The organism is Lactobacillus sp. B4026, assembly GCF_026535825.1.
GTDB lineage: Bacteria > Bacillota > Bacilli > Lactobacillales > Lactobacillaceae > Lactobacillus > Lactobacillus panisapium.
In genome coordinates, this window is sequence record NZ_JAFNPD010000001.1 from 333,149 (window position 1) to 355,685 (window position 22,537).

The following is a 22,537-nucleotide window of genomic DNA, read 5'->3' on the forward strand; positions in this document are numbered from 1 at the left end:
CTAGTAAGGCAACTTACTGGTCATTTTTATTTTTTGTTATTTATTAAAAACTGGGAAATGGATATAGTTTCTCTGTTTTTTGAATATGGTCACAACTCCTTCTGGCTAATATACTTTTAAATGAAATTTGAAAGCGAATCCAAGTAAGGAGAAGAATCAATGAATAAAAAACAAATATCTAAAGCAATAGGTATTTTGAGTATGAACCTATTGCTAATGCTGGCTACAGCAGTTACTTCCGCTATTGCGGCAATTGCTAGGTCATTTCCCAAGGAGCCTATTTCTAAAGTACAGTTAATTGGCTCGATTCCACAATTAGGTCAGATTATTGCTACGGCTTTATTTGCATATTTAACTTTTAAGATGACCAGAAAGAATTTAGGACTTTTAGCAGTCGCTGTTGTCGGAATTGCCGGCGTTTTACCAGCAATCTATAGTAGCAGCTTAAACTTAATCCTAGCTTGTATGGTGCTAGTTGGGTTTGGTACTGGTACCATTACTAACGTTGTTCCTGTATTATTGCAAGAAAACTTTGAAGGTGAAGCAAGAGCTACAGCAATGGGCTGGGCAACTGGTGTAACTAATATCGGAATGATGATTTTTACTGCTTTAGGTGGTGTTTTAGGTAGCACCAACTGGAGAAACCTTTTCTGGGTTTATGCATTAGCTCTAATTGTTTTCATCTTGGCATTTATCTTAATTCCACAAGATACTAAACTGCAAAATACTGATAAAAATAAAGATGGCGGCAAGAAAGAAAGCTTTTGGACTCTGTTAAAGCAAATGAACAACCTAGTATATGTTTTATACCTAGTTAACTTCATGCTTTCTTTGGCAATGATGACATTCTTGTCTAACCAATCAATTGTTTTGGCTGCACAAGGAAAAGGAACTGCTTATGTTGCTATGGTAACTGCTTTAGGTAATGTAGGTGGTATTATTACCGCGACATTCTTAACTTACATTAGAAAGTTCACTAAGAAAGATACAATTGCTTGGGGCTTTATTGCTTTTGCACTTTCATTTATTTGTATTGTCTTTTCATCAAATATTGTGATGCACATCATTGGTAATGCCTTTTCTGGAATGGGAATCGTCTTAGTTAATGCCACCGCACCGTTTGAAATGTCACTTTTAACAGACCAAAAACAATTCCCATTAGCAATTTCAATCAACACTTTGTTAGGTTCAATAGCTGGTATGATTGTGCCAATGTTATTAGCAGCTGTTAAAATTGCACCGGGACGTGATTCATATATTGCCGGAATAGTTATTTCTTTAGTAACTGCTGCATTATTATTTATTACTCGTTTTGGTTCCAGAGTTGAAAAAGAACAAAGTAAAAACAAATAATGTTTTGTAGAGAATAAAAGATTTGGGGGGAGTATTATGAAGGTTGAACAATATAACTTAGATGAAGATAACCCTAATGTTACTCTGACTACTTATGTTTTGGATGATTCACCAGAAACACTAAAGGGCAAGCCAAGACCAGCAATTATTATTTGTCCTGGTGGTGGTTTCTTTAGTTGTACTGATCGTGAAGCAGAACCCGTCGCAATGTATTTTGCATCAATGGGCTATCATAGTTTTGTCCTGCGCTACACAACTTACTTTAGTCATGGCTTAGAAATGCCTGACTTATCTAAGTCTTTGCCATTAAAAAAGGAGACAATATATCCTAAGCAAATTCGACAATTAGGCCAAGCAATGCTTTTGATTAAAAGAAATGCTGAAAAATGGCATGTCAATCCTGATCAAATAGGTGTGTGCGGCTTTTCAGCTGGTGGTCATGTTGCGTCACTCTATGCTACCAGGTATAACGAGGCTGTTTTAACTGATTATTTGAATGCAAGTAGTGAACAATTGCGACCAGCATTTGCAATTATTGGCTACGCTCTTACTGATTATCATTTGTTAGACCAGCAATTGCGTGCTAAGAAAGATTCACCTGGTGAATATGCCTTTATGAAAGCTTCTAACGTGGCTTATGCTGGTGTTGAGTTTCCAGATAAAGAATTGGAAAGTGAAATCAGTCCAGTTGATCACGTTGATAGTGAAACACCACCATTCTTTATTTGGACAACAGCAACTGATCCATTAATTTCTCCACTTAATTCATTACATATGGCATCCTGCTTAGCAGAAAATAAAATTCCGTATGAAATTCACGTTTTTGGAGAGGGAACTCATGGCTTAAGCTTGGCAACGCAAGCTGTGGCTGATTCCAAGTCACAAATTGAACCAATTGTTGGCCAATGGACAACTCTATGTACAAAATGGTTAGAAAAACGCTTTGCCTTAGACTTGCCCGCAAAGAGTCCTTTTGAGGAAATGAAGGATAAAGAAGAAAGCAACGCTAAAAATTAAGAAAATTGCTCCCACTAGCTAGTGAGTGTCATAAAAAATAGAATTTTTTCGTATTGCGAAAATAATTCGATGCCACTGCGAAAAACTATGCTAAAAAGCCATATGTGTTCATCACTATCTCGAATTATTTTGTCCACTATTGGATTAACGTTGTAAATTAATGGCTGATTAATAAGATAAAACCAACTTTGAACTGCAGGTCAAAGTTGGTTTTTTATATATAATTTGTAATACTGATAAGAAATTTGGGGGTCATATATTAAAATCGTTCATACTTTCTGCGATATGAACTGGGAGTGAGCATGCATAATTGGCGAAAATTTCTTTCAAAACTGTTAACTGAACTAAAGCCTGTCTGTTCGCTGATGCTACTAATACTATCATCAGTGTATTTTAATAAATTACAACTTCTTTGTATGCGGTAATAATTGCGCAAATAATTAAAAGAATGACCGGTCTTTTTAGAAATTAACTTTCCTAAGTAGGCTTTATCATAGTTATATCGTCGAGCCAATTCCTTCAATTTGACGGTATCACAGTCCATCTTAATGGTATTAATAATTTTGGAAAAGTTATTAGTATGGACATCATTATAAGTTTTAAAATTATTTGTCTCGCTTAAACTTCTGAGAGCATAGGATAATAAAATAGAAATAAGGTTACAACAAATTTCATTTGATTGTGGTAAGGAAGAATAAGATTCAACAAATATATTTTGAATTATTTGCAATATTTTTTTGGTGATTTGAACGTTAAAGGTTAAATAATTTTCGGTGGAACTATAAAGACATTTATTAAAAAAATCCGCCAGTATGTTATCAGCTTTGATTAAATTAAAAAATGAATCATCAAAAGTACTTTTTTTCATCACAATACAGATGACGATACTTCTCTCAATGACTTCTATTTTATGAGCAGTACCAGGGGAAATTATTACTAAATCGCCTTTTTGTAGGTTACAGACTGAATTATTAGTAAAAAACTTAGTTTCTCCTTCTAAAACAAGATCTATTTCAAAATAATCATGTTCATGAAAGTGTACTAATTCATTTTGAAATTGTAGTAAAATTTTGGCGTCTTTTTCTGCAAACATGAAATAAGACTCTGACACATTTTTGTATATCTGTTGAGGTTTTTGAATAATTGGTGTTACATCAACAGTTAAATTTTGCAAGCCTTGATAGAGTGAAAAACTATCATGAGCCATGGTTAAAGAATTTACATTTTTAGGCAATTTATACGAATAATTGCTTTTTTGGTATAAATGAAAAATTGCATCTAACAAAGAAATTTTTTGATGTTTTGTTAAAAAACAGAAAGACAAGTACTTTTGAATTGCATCGTAAGACATATAAATTCGACGATTCATTTTTTCTCCTAACACTAATTTTGTTAAATTTACCACTAAAAAGTATATCTGGTTAGTTTATGAAAGCGCTTATAATTACGCTTGAAAGTAAAAATGGAGGCAAATATGAACGAATCTATTTCATTAAATTATAACTGGAAATTTCATTTTGGTGAAATCCAAAAGCCAAAATTATTGGCAAAAAAGTCTTATGCTTTTGGAGGATTAACGGCACCACTTGAAAATGAAACTGGCAATATTCTACCAATTGGTCCCGGAGGCAATCACTTCTTAAGCTTAATATCTAATGGTGATGTTAATAAGGGCTTACAAAATTTAGCTGGGACGGAATTTGTTAAGTCTTTAGATAAAACTTGGCAAGCAATAAACATCCCTGATGATTGGAAGAGACGGGAACCCTATCAAAATGATTCAAGTACTTTGATGACAGGGTCTAAGAATAACGGAATAGCCTATTACCGTAAGACGTTTAACCTACCAAAAGAATCGCTAGAAGAAAAAGAGTATTTGCTACATTTTGATGGCATTATGGGGTCAAGTGATGTTTGGTTTAATGGTTGTTATTTAGGACATAACGATAGTGGTTATGTGGCAATCGATTATGATATTTCAGCAATAATCAAATTTGCGCGAACTGGTGACAATGTTATTCTTGTGCGCACGGATACTACCACTGGTTCAGAAGGATGGTGGTATGAAGGAGCCGGAATTTATAAAAATGTTTGGCTTGAAGTTAGAGATTTAGTCCATTTAGAAAGCGATGAGTTTTACTTTAGGACAGTGGAAATAAATGAGCAAACTGCCAAGATGATGGTCAACTTTGCTGTCAAAAATGATCTGGATCATCCCGTTTCTATCAGGCCAAAAATAAAAATTAATCAAAAGATTCAACTTGATTTTGAAACTGTAACTTTACAATCACGGTCTGCAAGACAGTTTAATAAAATATTTGCGATTAAAGCGCCAAAACTGTGGTCGCCTGAGCATCCCAATTTATACCAAGCAAGATTGGAAATTGAAAATGACTTTTTAGAACGAAGTTTTGGTATTAAAACAGTCAGCTATAATGTCAACGGATTTCATTTAAATGGCTGTCTTTATCAATTGAAAGGTGTATGTGAGCATCAGGACTTCGGTGGAGTGGGAGTTGCTTTGAATCAGGACATTATTGATTTTAAGGTCAAAAGGCTTAAGAAAATGGGGGTTAATGCCCTTAGGAGCGCACACCATTTTGCTTCAGAAGAATTGTTAAATGCATGTGACCGCCTAGGAATAGTTTTAATTGATGAAAACCGGCTTCTAGAAGCTACGCCATGGCGATTAAATAATTTAACCAAAATGATAAAGAAAAGTCGTTGCCATGTATCTATCTCATTTTGGTCAATTGCCAATGAAGAAATTATTGGCAACACAGAGTATGGTTGCCGCTCAGTAAAAAAGATTACTGAAATTATTCGTAGTTTATCTCCGGATACTTTAGTAATTTCTGCAGAATTGTTAAATCCTGAGGGAAAAGTAAATGACGATTATCTTAAGTATTTTGACATATTAGGTGTTAATTATCCTGAAGCCGGCGTCATGGGCAAAGGAGCTGAACTTATTCATCAAAGTCATCCGGACTTACCTATGATGTGCACTGAAAATGCGTCATACTTTTCAACTCGTGGTATTTACAAAGATGATGCTGTAAACTGTCACACTAATAATTTTGGCTCTCTGTACTCAATGGTTTTACCCGGTAAAAGAAAGCCTGGTGATCCGGGAGTAGGGGGCACTGCACGCCCTGAAACTGTGATGTCTTATATACATGAGCATGAATATATGGGTGGGGTATTTTTATGGACTGCTTTTGATTATTATGGCGAACCATCACCTTTTGGCTGGCCGGGGATTAGTTCTCAGTTTGGAATTATGGATTTAGGTGGCTTACCTAAAGATTATTTTTACTATTATCAGGCTCAGTGGCAGGATCAGCCGGTACTTCATTTGATGCCTTCATGGAATAAGACTGATTTAACAATTGAAAATGGTCAAACTAGGGTTAGAGTTTTTTCAAACCTTGATGAAGTCGAACTATTTATCAACCATAAAAGTTTAGGTAAAAAAGTCGTTAAAAACTATGAATGTGATTGGCTAGTTGAATATGAACCGGGAGAGCTTTTAGCCAGGGGATACGTAAAAGATAACGTTTTGCTAGATGATAAAAAAGAAACCAGTGGCAAAATAAGTAAAGTAAATACTAGTGTTTTGTATCATGGCAAAAAATGTACTTTATTTCAATTGAAAGCAATTGATAAACAAAATAACTTTGTTCCTGATGATAATCACTTGTTAAAAATTAAAGCGGAAAATGGACAGATCATCGGATTAGTCAACGGCAATCCTTCAGATATCAGTGAATATTCCTTAAGCAAAATTAAACTTTTTTCTGGTAAAGCAGTTGTAATTGTCAAACATGAAGAAAATGTTTTGCCGCAAGTTTATGTGGAATTTAACTAAGAAATGAAGGTAACTTTGATGACTAAAAGACAAATTTTAAAGGCAATAGGTATATTGAGTATGAACTTGCTGTTAATGTTGGGTACAGCTGTCACGTCAGCAATTGCAGCAATAGCAAGGTCATTTTCTACAGAACCCATTTCTAAAGTACAACTGTTAGGTTCAATACCGCAACTTGGTCAGATTATTTCTACAATATTTTTTGCATATTTAACTTTTAAAATGACCCGTAAAAATCTAGGTTTAATGGCGATTTTATTTGTAACAATTGGTGGCTTAATTCCGGCAATTTATAGTAGCAGTCTTAACTTGATTTTAGCCTGCATGGTCCTAGTTGGCTTTGGCACAGGGACTATTACTAATGTTGTACCAGTTTTATTGCAGGAGAATTTTACAGGAGAAGCACGTGCCACTACCATGGGGTGGGCTACCGGTGTTACGAATGTTGGCATGATGATCTTTACCGCATTGGGTGGCATTTTAGGTAACAGCAATTGGCGCAATCTGTTCTGGATTTATGGTTTAGGCTTGGTAGTTTTTGCTCTTGCATTGTTTTTAATTCCACAAGATCAAAAACTTGCCAGCACTAATCAGAATGAAAGTAATGATGCTAAAAAAATGGGCTTTTGGTCTTTATTAAAACATCTTAGTGGCTATGTTTACGTTTTGTATTTGGTTAATTTTATGCTTTCAATAGCAATGATGACTTTTTTATCCAATCAATCTATTGTTTTAGCAGGACAAAATAAGGGTACTGCTTATGTAGCAATGGTTACGGCGCTAGGTAATATTGGCGGTATCATTACTGCAGCATTTTTAACTTATATTAGAAAGCTTACTAGGGATGATACGATTGCCTGGGGTTTCATTGCATTCGCATTATCTTTCATCTGCATAATATTCTCATCTAACGTTATTTTGCATATTATCGGTAACGCCTTTTCAGGCATGGGAATCGTGTTAGTTAACGCAACTGCGCCATATGAAATGTCAATTTTAACTGATCAAAAACAATTTCCACTAGCAGTTTCTATTAACACCTTAATTGGTTCATTGGCAGGGATGTTTGTGCCAGTGTTACTGGCAGCTGTAAAAATAGCACCGGGCCGCGATTCTTTTTTAGCAGGAATAGCTGTTTCAGTAATTACAGCGTTAGTTTTATTACTGACTAGGTTCGGATCAAGAGTAAAAAAGAAGGCAGAAGATAATAATTGATTTATTGTAGGAGAGAAACAAAATGTTAAATTTTAAAATAAATTCAAATTCAAAAAAATCGTTTTCACATTATTGGGAAATGTGTGTTGGCAGTAGTCACGCTTATACTGCGTTAAGAGCAGATTATCAAGAACAATTAACCAAGGTACACCAAGATATGGGTATAAAATATGTCCGTTTTCACGGCTTATTTGACGATGAAATGAGTGTCTGCGTCGAAAACTTTGATTTTACAGGTAAGTCAGAAGGCATCACCTATAATTTCGTTAATATTGATAAAATTTATGATTTTTTAATCAGAATTGGGATGAAGCCCTTTGTAGAATTAAGTTTTATGCCAAGCTGTTTAGCTTCTGAAAAAAATAAAATCTTTCCGTATGGTGGCAATAATTCGATGCCTAAATCTGATGAGTCATGGGAAAAGTTAATTGCCAAATTTATAGAGCATATCCTTGAGCGTTATGGCAAGGATGAGGTTGAATCATGGTACTTTGAAGTATGGAATGAGCCAAATTTATCCCGCTTTTTCTCAGGTACAAAAGAGGATTACTTCCACTTGTATGAAATAACAGTAAGAACGGCTAAGAAGATTGATGAAAAACTGCGCTTTGGCGGACCAGCCACATCTTACAATTCATGGATACCTGATATGATTGACTTTTGTCAGAAAAATAATTTGCCTCTGGACTTTGTTTCGACACATCATTATCCAACAGATGATCCTTTGTGGGAAAGTGGCATGGATATTGATGAATTTTTTAAAAAGACTAATGGCGTTCCACAAGATTATCCTCGAGGAATACTCAAAGTTATGACTTCTAAGACAAGAGATGAAGCCAAAAACTACCCACTATTTTACACAGAGTGGAGTGTTTCAGCGATGGTTGGTGATTCCGCTCATGATACTCCTTATGGAGCAGCGATGGTGGCTAAAACTTTAGCAGACAATGATGGACTAGTTGAAGGATATGATTATTGGGCATTTTCGGATATCTTTGAAGAAGAATCTCAAAAGCCGGGAGTATTTCATGGTGGTTTCGGCATGCAAACAGTTGATGGAATCGAAAAGCCGGTTTATAGATTGTTTGAAATATTCCACAATCTCGGTGATCAAAGAATAAATGTTGAAGATAATAATAATGCTACTGCTGAAATCTTAGCTGTCCAAAAGGAAAATAACTTACAAATCGTGGCGTATAACCATAATGTACCAAAAGAACCAATTAAAACAGAACAATTGGAAATTGATCTAGATAAAACGATAAGTGGTATATGTGAAATAGAAAGAATTGATGAAGATCATGCTAATCCTAAGAAATTGTGGCAGAAAATGGGAGAACCAACTTATGTTAGCAAAGACCAAGTTAAAGAATTGCGTGTCGCTTCGCAGCTAAAACCTGAAAGTATAAAAATACAAAATGGCAAGATTAACTTAGAACTAATGCCACAATCATGCGCATTGATTACCATTCCTGATTATTTTGAATAACCATAAAAAGAGTCTGGAGAAAAAACTATTCTCTTGGATTAACAAAAAGCGTTGAACCATCAAGTTCAACGCTTTTTAGCATGCGAAAATACGGTTAAGGAAGCATGCAAAAGTCGAAAATAATCTAAAAAAGAAGCTTATAACCTTAAATTTGTAAAGAGTGATAAAGAGCCTGACTTAATAGTCAATTTGGTGAGGTAAGAAGAAAAAGTAGGTAAAACATCATTTTTAGGACTTTACTTGCTTTTTCGTTAAAAGAATTAATTTCTTCTCGGACTCATTTGTTTACTGTTAGAATTGCTTGCAAAAGTAACGGAAAAATGTTGGTCAGAAAAACTGTGAAATCGACATACTTTTTCTGGCTTTTCGCTATAGCAGAGAAAAAATTTAACTCATATACTTAAATTATTGATGTAAGCGCATTAATCGGTGCGATAAAGAAAATTAGCATCTTTTTTTACTGAGTAATTCAATCTTTAGAACGAAAACAGCAAAGTGAATTTTACTTGGCAAAGGCTACTAATCGCACGTAATTCAATTATTTTGACAAAATTAGGAAGGCAAAAGTATGCTGAACTTTAAAATAGAAAAAAGTATTCAAACTCCATTTCCGCATTATTGGGAAGTTTGTGTAGGTAGTTGTCACGCTTATACAGCTCTGCGTGAAGATTACCGACAACAATTAACCAAGGCACATCAAGAATTAGGGTTCAAATATGTCCGTTTTCATGGCCTGTTTGATGATGAGATGAGTGTTTGCATTGAGAACTTTGACTTTAATGGGCAATCGCAAGGCATTACCTATAATTTTGGTAATATTGATAATATTATCGACTTTTTGTTGCGCATTGGTATGAAGCCATTTCTCGAATTAGGTTTTATGCCAACATGTCTGGCTTCAGGCGAAAATAAAATTTTTGCCTATGGCGGCAATAATACTATGCCTAAATCTGATCAAGCGTGGGAAGAATTAATTGAGAAGTTTATTACTCATATCATTGCCCGCTATGGTAGGGAAGAGGTTGAATCTTGGTTTTTTGAAGTTTGGAACGAACCAAATCTGCCCCTATTCTTTGCCGGCACCCAAAAGGATTATTTTCACCTTTATGAAATAACAGTTAAAACAGCTAAGCAAATTGATGAAAAACTACAATTCGGTGGCCCAGCGACTTCATATAATTCTTGGGTACCAGAAATGATTGCTTTTTGTGAACAAAATAATGTGCCTCTTGACTTCATTTCAACGCATCATTATCCAACAGATGATCCATTATGGCAAAGCGGAATGGATATTGAGGAATTCTTTAAGAAGACTGGCGGTAAAAAGACAGACTATCACTGGGGCATTTTAAAAGAAATGACCAGTAGGACTAAGAAGCAGGCGGGAAAATATCCGCTGTATTATACTGAATGGAATGTTTCAGCCATGCTGGGTGATCATATTCACGATGAACCTTATGCGGCTGCAATGGTCGCCAAAACCTTAGCAGATAATGATGGTTTAGTTGATGGTTATTCATTTTGGACTTTTAGTGATATTTTTGAAGAGCAATCGCAAAAGCCGGGAGTATTTCACGGTGGCTTCGGTCTTCAAACTGTTGATGGAATCGAAAAACCTGTCTATCGCATCTTTGAAATCTTTCACCAATTAGGAACAAGCCGGGTTAAAGTTACTGCTGATCAGGAAAAAACAGCAGAAGTATTGGCTACTAGAAAGGCTAACGACTTGCAACTCGTAGTCTATAACCACAATGTTCCAAGCGGGAAGATTCAAACTGAAAAAGTAGCAATTGATCTTGCTTCTAGCCATTCGGACACTTGTTTAGTGCAGAGAATTGATGATGATCATGCCAATCCAATTAAAGAATGGGTTAAGATGGGAAGTCCGGAATATCTTAAGCAGGATGAAGTAGAACAGCTTAAGCAAACAGCGCTATTGCAAAATGAACAGCTGACTATTTCAGATGGACGACTGGAACTGGAAATGCCGCCACATTCATGTGCATTTGTCACTGTTAATAATTATTTTAATTAAGAGTAAAAGAGAAGGTCAGACGAAATTTACCTAGTCTGGCTTTTTTGGTGCAGTTAATTATTAATAAAAAAAGAATCTGTGAAACCGCCATAGTTTCTCTGGCTTTTGGCTATGGTTATATTACTAAATTGCTAATATACTTGGTAAGAAATGAAAGCGATTAAGCGATTTAAGGAGTATAGAAAATGAAAAATTTTCAAAAGTGGTTAGAGAAATATCTCGTTCCATTTTCAAATAAACTGGGCCAGAATAAGGTTCTGCAGAGTATCTCTTCTGGGATGGTGATGACTCTGCCAGTGACGATTGGAGCCTCTGTGTTTTCAATCTTCGCTAGTTTTCCAATTAAACCAGTAGCGGATTGGTTCAATCAAGTTGGCATCACGCCTTCAATGACGGCGATTGTTAACGGAACAATGAATATCTTAGCTGTTTTCATTGCATTTACAATTGCGTATAATTATGCACAAAAATGTAAAGCTAATGGGGTAGTTGCTGGATTATTCAGTTTGGCAAGTTTCTTTATTTTAATGCCGCAATCTATTCCTGGGAAAAAGCCAGTTAATGCTTTCCAAATTAACTACTTAGGTAGTGAAGGAATTATTGTTGCAATTCTATTGTCAATTTTAATTGGTGTATTCTACGTTAAATTGAGCAGAAATAAAAAGTTAATAATTAAATTACCTGACTCGGTTCCAAGCATGGTTAGCTCATCGATTGAGCCGCTGATTGTTGGTATCATTATTTTTACCGTTGTATTTGTTGTTAGAGCAATCTTTGACTACTCACAATTTGGCAATGTTTTTGACTTTATCAATAAATTAATTACGACGCCATTGATGAATGTAGGTGGTTCACCAATTACCCTGATTTTAATTATGGTTTTGTCAAATGTACTGTTTACTTTTGGTATTCACCCAGCAGCTATTCAATCTGTCATTATTCCGATTGTGATCTCAATGATGGTCAGCAGCACGCCCGCTTATCAAGCAGGAAAAACAATTCCATTTTTGAGTAACTTAGTTGTTTTTGCCTTTTCAAATAATGATGCGGCCGGTGCTACTTTGAGTTTAGTGTTAATTGCCTTAATCTTTGGTAAATCTAAGCGTTATAAAGAGTTCTTCAAAGTTTCAGCTTTACCAAACATCTTTAATATTAACGAACCAATTATTTTTGGGATGCCAATTGTTTTAAACCCATTAATGTTTATTCCATTTATTTTATCAAGCTTTGTTTCTAGTGGAGTGGCATTATTAGCTGTTAAAATTGGCTTTATTACCAACTATAATCCTAGCCTTGGAATGGGAATGCCTTGGACAATGCCTAAGTTAATTGCAGACGCAATGATTATGGGTTGGCAAGGTGCTGTCGTTTGGCTAATCAATTTTGCCTTAATGTTTGTCATTTACCTCCCATTCTTTAGAGTAGCCGACAAGCAGGCTTTAGAGGAGGAAAACAGCAAGAATGACTAATCAGTTTCATCTAAAAGAAGATTTTCCGCAAGATTTTTTGTGGGGTGCCAGCACATCTGCTTTTCAAGTAGAAGGAGCTGCTAATGAGGATGGCAAGGGACTAACAGTTGCCGATCTTCGTTCACAAAAAAGCAAGTATTTGGATACTTCAGTCGGTGTGGATCATTATCATCACGTTGAAGAAGATGTGGCATTAATGGCAAAACTCGGTCTTAAGAGCTACCGGTTTTCCATTTCGTGGGCCCGAATTTTTCCTAATGGCAATGATCAAGAGCCTAATCAAAAGGGGATTGCTTTTTATAATAGGTTAATTAACCTTTTGGTTGAGAATAAGATTGAACCAATAGTTACCTTATTTCATTTTGATTGTCCGATTGGCATAATTAGGGAGTATGGTGGCTGGTCCAATAGACAGGCAATTTCTGATTATTATCGTTATGCTAAAACAGTTCTAGAATTATTTGGGGATCGTGTTAAATACTGGCTGACGATTAATGAGCAGTCTCTGATTGCTAATGTGCCAGCGATGAATGGTATAACGGATTCAGATAAGCATCAGCTTCGGCAAAAAGGGGAAAATTCCAATTATTACATGTTTTTGGCTCAGGCTAAAGTTTATGCGTTATGTCATAAATTATATCCGGAAAGTAAAATTGGTCCTGCGGTTTCTTATATGACTAATTTTCCTTATGATCATACATCTGCCAATGCATTAAAAAGTAAATCAATGGAAGATATGATTTCTTTTATTGATATGGATGTCGCACTACGGGGAGAATTGCCATCATATTACAAACGCTATTTGCTGGATAGTAATATTGAGCTTGACGTGCAAGATGGCGACGAGCAGATTTTACAAAATGGTAAGGCCAACTTTTTAGGCTTGAATTGGTATTCAACTTCAGTTTTTAAATTGAGCCAAGAACAAAGTCCTAAAATGCTTGATGGGGTTATTTCAAATGTTGAAAAAGTTAGGGATGATCGCCTGATGAACTCTGAATGGGACTTTTCGTATGATCCAGTTGGATTACGTTTTGCTTTGCAAAAAGTTAACGACCGTTATCCTAATATTCCAATTATTATTACTGAATGTGGTTGGCCGGAACGGGAAGAATTAGAAGAGGGCAAGGTTCACGATACCAAGCGAATTAAATATTTAAATGGTCATATTTATGAATTGCGTGAAGCAATTAAAGATGGCGTCAATGTCATTTCCTTTAATCCGTGGTCATTTTTAGATTTATTAAGTGTGAATGATGGTATGGACAAGCGCTATGGCTTAGTTTTCGTTAACCGCGATAATTATGCCGAAAAAGATTTGGCACGTTACCCGAAAGATAGTTATTATTTTTACCAAAAGGTAATTGCAACTAATGCCCAAAATGTTGTGAAGTTGAACATTGATGAAGATAAAGAGGAGATTTAAAAATGGCTGAAAAAACCATTATGCTGTGCTGTTCCGCAGGAATGAGTACAAGTTTATTAGTAACCAAAATGAAAAAAGCTGCAGAAGAACAAGGTAAGGATGTTGAAATCTTTGCTGTTCCAGCAGCTGAAGCAGATGACAAAATTGCGCAGGGCAATATTAATTGCATTTTGCTCGGACCGCAAGTTCGTTATATGGAAAATGAATTCAAGCAAAAAGTAGAAGGGAAAAATATTGGTTTAGCCGTGATTGACATGCAAGCGTATGGCTTAATGGATGGCGCCAAAGTTCTTGCCCAAGCATACCAATTGATGGGTGAATAATAATAGATGAGTATAAAAAGTCATGCCTACTAGGCTGGCTTTTTTAATTTTAAAAAACTGGGATTTGAGCATAGTTATTCTGTTTTTTGACTATAGCAGGAAAATTTTAAAATCCATATACTTAATAATGTGAAAGCGCTTCACAAATAGTAGAGGAGAAACTTATGCTAAATTTTACAATTGATGAAAATAACAAGACAGATTTTCCCCATTATTGGGAAACATGTGTTGGAAGCTGCCATGCTTATACGGCGTTGAGGGAAGATTACCGTGAGCAATTAATCAAAGTTCACCAAGAATTAGGGTTCAAGTATGTTCGCTTTCATGGTATTTTCGATGATGAAATGAGTGTTTGCATCGAAAACTTTGATTTTAACGGCAAGTCTCAAGGGATTACATATAATTTTATTAACGTTGACAAGATCTTTGATTTCTTATTAAAAATTGGTATGAAACCCTTTGTCGAATTGAGTTTTATGCCTACTTGTCTTGCCTCAGGAAAGAATCGCGTTTTTCCGTATGGTGGCAATAATACAATGCCTAAATCGGATGCAATGTGGGAAGAACTTATTAATCGTTTTATTTGTCATTTAATCGAGCGGTATGGCAAAGAGGAAGTTGAATCGTGGTTTTTTGAGGTTTGGAATGAACCCAATTTACCATTATTTTTCGCCGGGAAACAATCAGATTATTTCCACCTATACCAAATTACGGCCTTAACAATTAAGAAAATAGATTCTAAGTTAAAATTGGGTGGTCCAGCAACTTCATTTAATTCATGGATCCCTGAAATGATTGCTTTTTGTGAAAAGAATCAGGTTCCACTTGATTTCATTACGACTCACCATTACCCAACAGATGATCCCTTATGGCAAAGTGGTTTGGGAATTGAGGAGTTTTTCAAAAACTCAGATCAAGAAAAAACAGACTACCATCGTGGCATCTTGAAAGAAATGACTATTAGAACGAGGGAGCAAGCTAAATCATATCCCCTTTATTATACCGAATGGAATGTTTCCGCAATGGTAGGTGATTTAATTCATGACGAACCTTATGCTGCTGCAATGGTAGCTAAAACATTAGCTGACAATAATGGCTTAGTTGATGGCTATTCGTTCTTTACTTTTACTGATATTTTTGAAGAGCAATATCAAAAGCCGGGAGTATTTCATGGTGGCTACGGCCTGCAAACAGTTCAGGGTATTGAAAAACCTGTCTACCGTATTTTTGAAATTTACCATCAATTAGGTACTAAGCGACTAAAAGTTATCAATAAAGATCAAGGAACAGCTGAGGTACTTGCAGTCCAAAAGCAAAAAGACTTACAGATACTAACATATAATCATAATGTTCCAAGTGAAAAAATAACATCAGAAAAAGTGGTGATTAATATTGCCAATCAGAAAAACTTCAAGGCTATTATACAAAGAATAGATCAGAATCATGCTAACTCATTTGGAAAATGGCAAGAAATTGGTAAGCCAGAATATCTTAAACAAGCAGAAATTGCTGAGCTTCGAAAAGCATCACAGCTACAAAAGCAAGAAATGGTAATTGAAAACGGTCAGATTACAGTTGAAATGCCACCTCATTCATGTGCCTTGATTACTATTCACAATTATTTCGTCTAAGAAGAAGATCAGTATAATCATAATTAAATTACATAACGATAAAATTGATTAAAATCGACAAATGTAGCCGATTGCTTTTACAAAAAAGTTTGTTAATGCTTACGATTGTAAACATTTTAGAATAATAACAAAATTTCACATTAAATTTTAAAAAAGCTTATTTTTGCGATTAAATAACCTGAAAAAGCCCCATTTTTGGCTTAAAAAACGGTATAATTGGCAGAGAAACGAAGGGAGCTTTTTTACCAATGATGTGTGATAATTTGTTTTTTAAGATTGTTTGGGTAATAGTTTACGGCATTACCGCTTACTTTACATTTACTAACCAGATGATGATGGCAATGTACTGGATGGCTGGAGGCATGTTTGCTCAAGCTGTTGTTGATCTTATTTATCATTTTTGGCCAAAGCAACGTAAATGCTAAAAAAGACAGTCAGAAGACTGTCTTTTTTTATTGGTCATTTTCTTTTAAAAAACTTTGGATGATTTTTTCTCGCATAGTCAGAAAAATTTGATTATGACCGGTGGGATGAATTCTATTAGTCAATAAAATCAACCCGGATTTACGCACGCGATCAAGCAAAAGCAAGACGCCTGTAAAGCCAGTGTGCAAAATCAAAGGATAGTGCAATTCAGGATCAAAACGAAGGTCCCAGCCCCAAGAACGGGGCTGAAGTCCTGCAGGATTTTTATTATCAAAGAGCTGGGCAATAACTTCTTGATTAAACGGTAAGACGTCTCGCTCGATTCCCAAGTAGCCCTGACAAATTTTGATTAAGTCAAGCATTGATGAAAAAAGTCCCGCAGAACCGCAATCACTGCCTAACTGGCGGGCTTTGGGATCATGAGGTACGCCTTGAAGCAATTGATCATTGAGCCAGACGGTTGGCACACAGTTATTTTTAACAGGGGAAAAAGTCGTATCTGGCAAATCCATTGGCGCAATAATTTCTGACATCCCCACATCTTGGACTGGGCGACCGTAGATTTTTTTAACGACCAAGCCTAACAAAATAAAATTGGTATCCGCATAGCGCATTTTATGTTCAAATTCGTCTGTCACTGGAAGATGAATGATTGCATTGAGCAGCTCGTCATGATTTAGCTGATCGCGGTGATCAATCCAACCGCGAATTCCGCTAGTATGTGTTAAGAGGTGAAAGAGCCTAACTCTTGGATCCTTAAATTCGGGAATAAAATCAGTCAATGGCTCGGTAAAATTAAGTTTTCCTTTTTGATATAGTTTTAATAAGATGTTTTCAGTAATCAAAACTTTTGTGAGACTGGCTAAATCGTATTGGGCAAAGGGACTAAGTTGAGTCACTTTGGGATATGTACTAGCAAAACCAATGGTTGAGGTAAATACTTGCTTGTTTTTAATAAAAGCATAGTTGACGCCAGGAACGATTCGCTCCGTGACCATTGATTCAATTAAGCTTTGAGTGGTTGAATAATCAATCATAAAATTTGTCCTTCGGTAAAATGTTTCTCATTCTATTATATACAATTACAAGGCTATTTTATGGTTTAAAGTTATTAAATCTAGGCAAAAAGGTTAAGACTTATAATTGTCTTAAGTTGCTAATTTGTTAGTAAGATTAACCTTAACTCATATATGTTAAAAAAATTGTTTTATGGTGTTTTTGATAAAAGCGCTTGCAGCTGCTTATTGATGATGCTATATTAGCTTTAATAAAAGAAAAACGTGATTTTGACGCGTTACTGGTAGAGCAGGCGAGATCAAATGTACGAAAGATAACCATCATTGATGGTGTTATTTTACGTACGTTTGATCTTTTTTTATTAGAAAAAAGAAGGGTTAATATGAATGAGCATCAGATTGCTGAACAAATCCTAAGTGAAGTTGGTGGCAAAAATAATGTGTCCGGATTAACGCACTGTTTTACTCGGCTAAGATTTGTGTTAAAGGACCAGAAAAAAGCGAATAAGGATGCGCTTGGTCAGATTGAAGGGGTAATCCAGGTTGTCGAGGCAGGAGGGCAGCTTCAAGTTGTTTTGGGTAATAAAGTCGAACAAGTTTATGACCAATTAATGCCTTTATTAGCTGAACATGTCAATGACGATCAATCTTCGCCAAAAGTTGGTTGGGGCACCAAAATTCTCAACGTGGTCACCGCGATTTTTACCCCGACAGTGCCAGCTATTGCGGCTTCGGGGATGCTTAAAGGTATTCTAGCAGTTGCAGCTTTAATTGGTTTAAATGCATATCATACCGATATTAAAACTTTTAATACCTATATTATCTTAAACGCTGCTTCAGATGCACTTTTCTACTTTATGCCAATTATATTGGCTCGTTCAGCTGCTAAAGTATTTAAGACAAACGATTATATTGCGATGACTTTAGGTGCTACACTTTGCTATCCAACGATTGTAGCTTTAATGACTGGTAAGAACAATGTGACTCTTTTTGGCATTGGCATTACCAAGGCTAATTATGTTTCGTCTGTTGTTCCCATAATTATCGCCGTTTTTGTCTTATCATATGTCGAAAAATTTATTAAAAAAATTATGCCGGATGTTTTAAAAGTGATTATGGTCCCAACGTTGTCACTTGTAATCATGGTACCGGCAACTTTAATGCTTTTTGGTCCGATTGGAATTTACTTTGGTGACTTTATTAATTGGGCATACCATTGCATTATGAATTTGAGTCCAATCTTACTTGGTGCATTTATTGGTGGTATTTGGTGCATCTTGGTCATTTTTGGCGCACACCGAGCTATTATCCCGATTGGGATTAACGATGTTGCCAAAACTGGTCGCCAGAATCTTTTAGCCTTTGCAGGAGCAGCTAATTTTTCGCAAGCTGGAGCAGCACTGGGCGTGTTTTTAAAAACTAGAAATAAAAATCTGAAGACTGTAGCAGCTTCAGCTACAGTTACCGCTCTGTTTGGCATCACGGAACCAGCTATTTATGGGGCTAATTTACGTTTGAAAAAGCCAATGGTTTACGCTGTTATTAGCGGCGCGCTAGGCGGCGCTCTAATGGGCTGGGGCGGCTCATACGGCAATGCTTTTGCCAACCAAGGAATTTTAACCATTCCTGTCTATGCTTCAGCTGGGACTAAAGCTTTCATTTGTTACGTTTTAGGTTGTCTAATTGCGTTTGGTGGAGCATGTTTAATGACCGTTATTTTTGGCTTTACTGATTTACCGGAAAAAGATTCTGGAAATACAGGTAAGCAGGCAATAAATAATAATGAGGAGGCCACAGCAACGAAACAAGAGAAGTTAACAACTATTGATCAACAGCTCGTTTTACAAGATTGCGACTTAAAGATTACTTCACCGGTCCAAGGAAAAGCAATTCCGCTTGCCCAAGTAGCTGACGAAGTATTTGCTTCCGGCGTTATGGGGAAAGGAATTGCGGTGTATCCTGATAAGGGAGAAATAGTTGCCCCCGCGGCCGCAACTATTAGTGTTTTATATCCGACAATGCATGCATTAGGGTTGATGCTAGATAATGGTGTTGAAATGTTAATTCATATTGGAATTGATACGGTTAAGCTGCAAGGTAAGTATTTTAATAAGCATGCTGAAGTGGGTGACCATGTCGAAAAAGGCCAAGTAATTATTACTTTCGATCAAAAAGCAATGGAACGCGAAGGATACGATTTAACAACATCGATCATCATTACTAATTCCAAAAAATACGCTGCAATTGGAGCAACTAAAAAGGATTACTTAAAAGAAGATGGTCCTTTGCTCTATCTCTTAACTAATGATTAACAAGCTACAGGTTTTAATTTTAAAAAGGAGAAACGAATGAAAAAATTTGCGAAAGATTTTTTATGGGGCGCATCATCTTCTGCCTTTCAAATTGAAGGTGCCTGGAATGAAGCGGGTAAAGGCGAGTCGATTGCCGACTTTAACTCTTTTAAACACTCAACAGAACAAGCAGATACTAAAATTGCTAGTGATTTTTACCATCACTATCGTGAAGACATTAAGTTAATGAAGGAGTTAGGATTAAATGTTTATCGTTTTTCTATTTCCTGGTCAAGGATCATTCCTGATGGTGATGGCGAAGTGAACCCAGATGGAATTAACTTTTATAATCAAGTGATCGATTGTTTACTAGAAAATGGGATTACACCTTTTGTTACGCTATACCACTTTGATTTGCCCTATGCGTTAGTTTTAAAGTATAATGGCTGGCAAGATAGGGCGTGTGTTGCCGCATTTAGACGGTATGCCCAGATTTGCTTCAATGCTTTCGGGGACCGAGTAAAAAATTGGCAGGTAATCAACGAGCAGAATTTAATGATTAGGGTCGACGAGCGCATGAACATGGATCATGTTCCGATTAAAGATAGGGAACGGATTAGGGCGCAAATGGATTATCATATGTTTTTGGCAAATGCATATGCAGTTAATGATTGTCATGCAATCATCCCAAATAGCCAAGTAGGACCGGCTGTTTCGGCTACCATGACATATCCGATTTCCAGTAAGCCCGAGGATGTATGGGCTGCCAAAATGAATGATAATTTCAAAACTAATTATGCTTTGGAAATGTACTGCATTGGCCGCTATCCTGGATATTATTTAGAATACTTAAATAAACTAGACATTTTACCGGACTTTGAAGCTGGGGATCAGGCGCTTTTGGAAGAAGCCAAGCCAGATTTTATTGCAGTAAATTATTATCGTACATTAGCTGCACGCTATTTTCCAGCTGACGAAAAGCATCCCTTAGGCAGTCGCAAACATGATGTTGACTTTGATTTAGCGGGCTATTTTAAAATTGAGCAGAATCCTAATCTTAAATCAACTGAATATGGCGCACAAATTGATCCATTAGGGCTGAAAATGGTTTTAAACGAGTATTATCATCAGTTTCGATTGCCACTAATTATTACTGAAAATGGTTTGGGTACAGGCGATCATTTAAGTGCTGATGGTAAAATTCATGATCAATATCGGATTGCATATTTACGAGATCATATTGCTGCTTGTTACGATGCTATTCAAGATGGCGTAGAGCTAGTTGGGTATTGTCCGTGGTCAGTGATGGATTTATTAAGCTCACATCAAGGATTTAAGAAGCGTTATGGCTTTATTTATGTCAATCGGACTGATGATAACTTAAAAGACATGCAGCGCATTCCTAAAGATAGTTTTTATTGGTACCAAAATGTTATCAAGAATAATGGTTTAACAGACTAAAAAAGATAAGGCGCAAGGTTAATGCAAGTATTGAAAGTCCTGAATAATTCACTTATTTTGGCGCTCGACAGATCAGGTAATGAATGTATCTTAATGGGAAAAGGAATAGGTTATCATAAGGCCATTGGTTGTCCTATTCAAAAAAAGGAAATTCAAAAAGTTTTTGTTCTTACAGATAATCTTACAGATAATAAGAAGTTAAAAGAATTTGTTCAGTTGGCAAATAATATTCCTGATCAGTATTTGACTTTAGTTAAGGAAGTCATTGATTTTGCCGCCAGTCAATATCAGATCAAAGTGCGTGATTATCTCTATTTGTCACTAGCAGATCATCTATCGTTTGTCGTTAAGCGGGTAAAAGCAGGTAAAAGTGGGCCAAATTTTGATTATCCAGATGTAATGGTACACCATCCAGAAGAGTATGAAATTGGCAAGTTTGCTTTGAGCTTAGTCAAAAAGAGACTAAAAATTGAATTACCTAAAAGCGAGGCGACAGTTATTGGGCTGCATTTTATTGATGCCGAAATAACTAGTTCAAAGTCCAATAAAAATAATAACGTTGCTCAACTAGTGTCCAATTTAGAAAAAATAGTTAAAAGGTCAATTGGTAGACCGATTGACACTGACACAATTACTTACACACGCTTTTTGACTCATCTTAATTATTTTGCCGAGCGAGTTTATGATCATAAATTATTTCCTGACGAAGATCGAGAAAATTTGTACCAAGACCCTGCTAATAAAATGCCGTTAGAAGTTGAAATTATTAATCATATTGCTAGCTTTATTGCTCAAAATTATCATCTGCAAATTACCAAGCAAGAAAAAGTTTATTTGTTAATTCATTTGCACAAAATTGTTGCTGAAGAGATAAACAAAGAGTAGTTTAATTTTGGCTGGTCATTAAGGCGATTAGTTTTATTGTTTCACTCCAAGATAAGCTGCTTTTTTATTATGCATTTTGAGATTGGTCAGGAAATGGGGAGAGTTTTAAGAAATGCCATATTAAAAATAAAAATCATACTTTATACGAGAAAATCTCTTGACATTAGCCTCGCCTTCAAGCATAATAATTAATGTTGATTTTGCCCGTTGGTCAAATGGTTAAGACGCCACCCTCTCAAGGTGGAGTTACGAGTTCAATTCTCGTACGGGTGATTTAACACTGGGATATAGCCAAATGGTAAGGCACAGGTTTCTGGTTCCTGCATGTTTCGGTTCGAGCCCGGATATCCCAATAATTGTGATTTGTCTTAGTTTCAACTAGCTTAAAACGTTGATACTAAGGCATTTTTATTTTTTGCGATTTTTTGAAAATAGCCTAAAATGAGCCAAAAAACTTCATATTAGACTTCATATTTTTAAGTAGACGTGCAAGTGGGCTAATCTTAGATATTTAGCTGAATTGGTATAGGTGCGCAATGAAAAACGTTGATTTAAAGGTAACTTCAAGAAGTGTCAAACGGTTTATAAACTTCTATTTAGAAATGTTTTGTCTACGAACGGGACTAAAAGGA

Annotated in this window: 16 protein-coding genes and 2 tRNA genes; 16 read left to right on the top strand and 2 right to left on the bottom strand. The window is 35.9% G+C overall.

Translation table 11 applies throughout. The features are described 5' to 3' along the window. Positions 1-159 precede the first annotated feature (159 nt). Positions 160-1,353 carry an MFS transporter gene (locus tag J3U69_RS01680; RefSeq protein ID WP_267412831.1) on the top strand — a complete coding sequence of 398 codons (1,194 nt, stop codon included), beginning with the start codon at positions 160-162 and terminating at the stop codon, positions 1,351-1,353. Between the two features lie 36 nt (positions 1,354-1,389). Further along, entirely contained in the window at positions 1,390-2,370 is a 981-nt protein-coding gene (locus J3U69_RS01685) for an alpha/beta hydrolase (protein ID WP_267412832.1), read from the top strand. 259 nt (positions 2,371-2,629) lie between these two features. Here the strand turns inward: J3U69_RS01685 and J3U69_RS01690 are convergent, their stop codons facing one another. Continuing rightward, positions 2,630-3,739 (bottom strand): AraC family transcriptional regulator, encoded by a 1,110-nt coding sequence (locus J3U69_RS01690; protein WP_267412833.1) that lies wholly within the window; start codon positions 3,737-3,739, stop codon positions 2,630-2,632. A 105-nt stretch (positions 3,740-3,844) separates the two neighbouring features. On the opposite strand from J3U69_RS01690, the gene J3U69_RS01695 reads away from it, so the two are divergent. From J3U69_RS01695 to J3U69_RS01735, 9 genes are all read left to right on the top strand, one after another. Next, the gene (locus J3U69_RS01695) at positions 3,845-6,238 is read left to right on the top strand and encodes a DUF4982 domain-containing protein (RefSeq protein WP_267412834.1); all 2,394 of its coding nucleotides are present in this window, start codon (positions 3,845-3,847) and stop codon (positions 6,236-6,238) included. An 18-nt stretch (positions 6,239-6,256) separates the two neighbouring features. After that, the gene (locus J3U69_RS01700; RefSeq protein ID WP_267412835.1) at positions 6,257-7,453 is read left to right on the top strand and encodes an MFS transporter; all 1,197 of its coding nucleotides are present in this window, start codon (positions 6,257-6,259) and stop codon (positions 7,451-7,453) included. Between the two features lie 22 nt (positions 7,454-7,475). After that, positions 7,476-8,942, top strand: coding sequence for a GH39 family glycosyl hydrolase (locus tag J3U69_RS01705; protein WP_267412836.1), 1,467 nt, complete (start codon positions 7,476-7,478; stop codon positions 8,940-8,942). A 568-nt stretch (positions 8,943-9,510) separates the two neighbouring features. Continuing rightward, a complete protein-coding gene (locus J3U69_RS01710) occupies positions 9,511-10,977 on the top strand; it encodes a GH39 family glycosyl hydrolase (protein ID WP_267412838.1) in 1,467 nt (488 codons plus the stop codon). A 185-nt stretch (positions 10,978-11,162) separates the two neighbouring features. Further along, positions 11,163-12,446 (top strand): PTS sugar transporter subunit IIC, encoded by a 1,284-nt coding sequence (locus J3U69_RS01715; protein ID WP_220221036.1) that lies wholly within the window; start codon positions 11,163-11,165, stop codon positions 12,444-12,446. Continuing rightward, positions 12,439-13,872 (top strand): glycoside hydrolase family 1 protein, encoded by a 1,434-nt coding sequence (locus tag J3U69_RS01720; RefSeq protein ID WP_267412840.1) that lies wholly within the window; start codon positions 12,439-12,441, stop codon positions 13,870-13,872. The genes J3U69_RS01715 and J3U69_RS01720 overlap by 8 nt, the downstream gene beginning before the upstream one ends. 2 nt (positions 13,873-13,874) lie before the next feature. Then, positions 13,875-14,195, top strand: coding sequence for a PTS sugar transporter subunit IIB (locus tag J3U69_RS01725; RefSeq protein ID WP_220232978.1), 321 nt, complete (start codon positions 13,875-13,877; stop codon positions 14,193-14,195). Between the two features lie 164 nt (positions 14,196-14,359). Beyond that, entirely contained in the window at positions 14,360-15,826 is a 1,467-nt protein-coding gene (locus J3U69_RS01730; RefSeq protein WP_267412841.1) for a GH39 family glycosyl hydrolase, read from the top strand. Between the two features lie 248 nt (positions 15,827-16,074). Then, positions 16,075-16,251, top strand: a complete 177-nt coding sequence (locus J3U69_RS01735; protein ID WP_267412842.1) for a hypothetical protein — start codon at positions 16,075-16,077, stop codon at positions 16,249-16,251. A 27-nt stretch (positions 16,252-16,278) separates the two neighbouring features. Here J3U69_RS01735 and J3U69_RS01740 read toward each other — a convergent pair whose 3' ends face one another. Beyond that, entirely contained in the window at positions 16,279-17,289 is a 1,011-nt protein-coding gene (locus tag J3U69_RS01740; RefSeq protein WP_267412843.1) for a serine hydrolase domain-containing protein, read from the bottom strand. Positions 17,290-17,651: 362 nt separating this feature from the next. On the opposite strand from J3U69_RS01740, the gene J3U69_RS01745 reads away from it, so the two are divergent. The 5 genes from J3U69_RS01745 to J3U69_RS01765 all read left to right on the top strand — a co-directional run bounded on the left by J3U69_RS01745 (position 17,652) and on the right by J3U69_RS01765 (position 22,258). After that, complete coding sequence (locus J3U69_RS01745; protein WP_267412844.1) at positions 17,652-19,580, top strand: beta-glucoside-specific PTS transporter subunit IIABC; 1,929 nt, start codon at positions 17,652-17,654, stop codon at positions 19,578-19,580. A gap of 36 nt (positions 19,581-19,616) precedes the next feature. Beyond that, on the top strand, positions 19,617-21,020 hold the full coding sequence (locus J3U69_RS01750) for a glycoside hydrolase family 1 protein (RefSeq protein ID WP_267412845.1): 1,404 nt from the start codon (positions 19,617-19,619) through the stop codon (positions 21,018-21,020). 21 nt (positions 21,021-21,041) lie between these two features. Beyond that, positions 21,042-21,905, top strand: a complete 864-nt coding sequence (locus J3U69_RS01755; RefSeq protein ID WP_267412846.1) for a PRD domain-containing protein — start codon at positions 21,042-21,044, stop codon at positions 21,903-21,905. A 201-nt stretch (positions 21,906-22,106) separates the two neighbouring features. Next, a tRNA-Glu gene (locus J3U69_RS01760) sits at positions 22,107-22,178 on the top strand. Positions 22,179-22,186: 8 nt separating this feature from the next. Beyond that, a tRNA-Gln gene (locus tag J3U69_RS01765) sits at positions 22,187-22,258 on the top strand. Positions 22,259-22,537: the final 279 nt, after the last annotated feature.

Coding starts and splice junctions, on each gene's coding strand:
- J3U69_RS01715 (WP_220221036.1), top strand. CDS start 11,163: ATGAAAAATTTTCAAAAGTGGTTAGAGAAATATCTCGTTCCATTTTCA.
- J3U69_RS01680 (WP_267412831.1), top strand. CDS start 160: ATGAATAAAAAACAAATATCTAAAGCAATAGGTATTTTGAGTATGAAC.
- J3U69_RS01705 (WP_267412836.1), top strand. CDS start 7,476: ATGTTAAATTTTAAAATAAATTCAAATTCAAAAAAATCGTTTTCACAT.
- J3U69_RS01755 (WP_267412846.1), top strand. CDS start 21,042: ATGCAAGTATTGAAAGTCCTGAATAATTCACTTATTTTGGCGCTCGAC.
- J3U69_RS01740 (WP_267412843.1), bottom strand. CDS start 17,289: ATGATTGATTATTCAACCACTCAAAGCTTAATTGAATCAATGGTCACG.
- J3U69_RS01745 (WP_267412844.1), top strand. CDS start 17,652: ATGAATGAGCATCAGATTGCTGAACAAATCCTAAGTGAAGTTGGTGGC.
- J3U69_RS01725 (WP_220232978.1), top strand. CDS start 13,875: ATGGCTGAAAAAACCATTATGCTGTGCTGTTCCGCAGGAATGAGTACA.
- J3U69_RS01720 (WP_267412840.1), top strand. CDS start 12,439: ATGACTAATCAGTTTCATCTAAAAGAAGATTTTCCGCAAGATTTTTTG.
- J3U69_RS01710 (WP_267412838.1), top strand. CDS start 9,511: ATGCTGAACTTTAAAATAGAAAAAAGTATTCAAACTCCATTTCCGCAT.
- J3U69_RS01690 (WP_267412833.1), bottom strand. CDS start 3,739: ATGAATCGTCGAATTTATATGTCTTACGATGCAATTCAAAAGTACTTG.
- J3U69_RS01730 (WP_267412841.1), top strand. CDS start 14,360: ATGCTAAATTTTACAATTGATGAAAATAACAAGACAGATTTTCCCCAT.
- J3U69_RS01700 (WP_267412835.1), top strand. CDS start 6,257: ATGACTAAAAGACAAATTTTAAAGGCAATAGGTATATTGAGTATGAAC.
- J3U69_RS01735 (WP_267412842.1), top strand. CDS start 16,075: ATGATGTGTGATAATTTGTTTTTTAAGATTGTTTGGGTAATAGTTTAC.
- J3U69_RS01695 (WP_267412834.1), top strand. CDS start 3,845: ATGAACGAATCTATTTCATTAAATTATAACTGGAAATTTCATTTTGGT.
- J3U69_RS01685 (WP_267412832.1), top strand. CDS start 1,390: ATGAAGGTTGAACAATATAACTTAGATGAAGATAACCCTAATGTTACT.
- J3U69_RS01750 (WP_267412845.1), top strand. CDS start 19,617: ATGAAAAAATTTGCGAAAGATTTTTTATGGGGCGCATCATCTTCTGCC.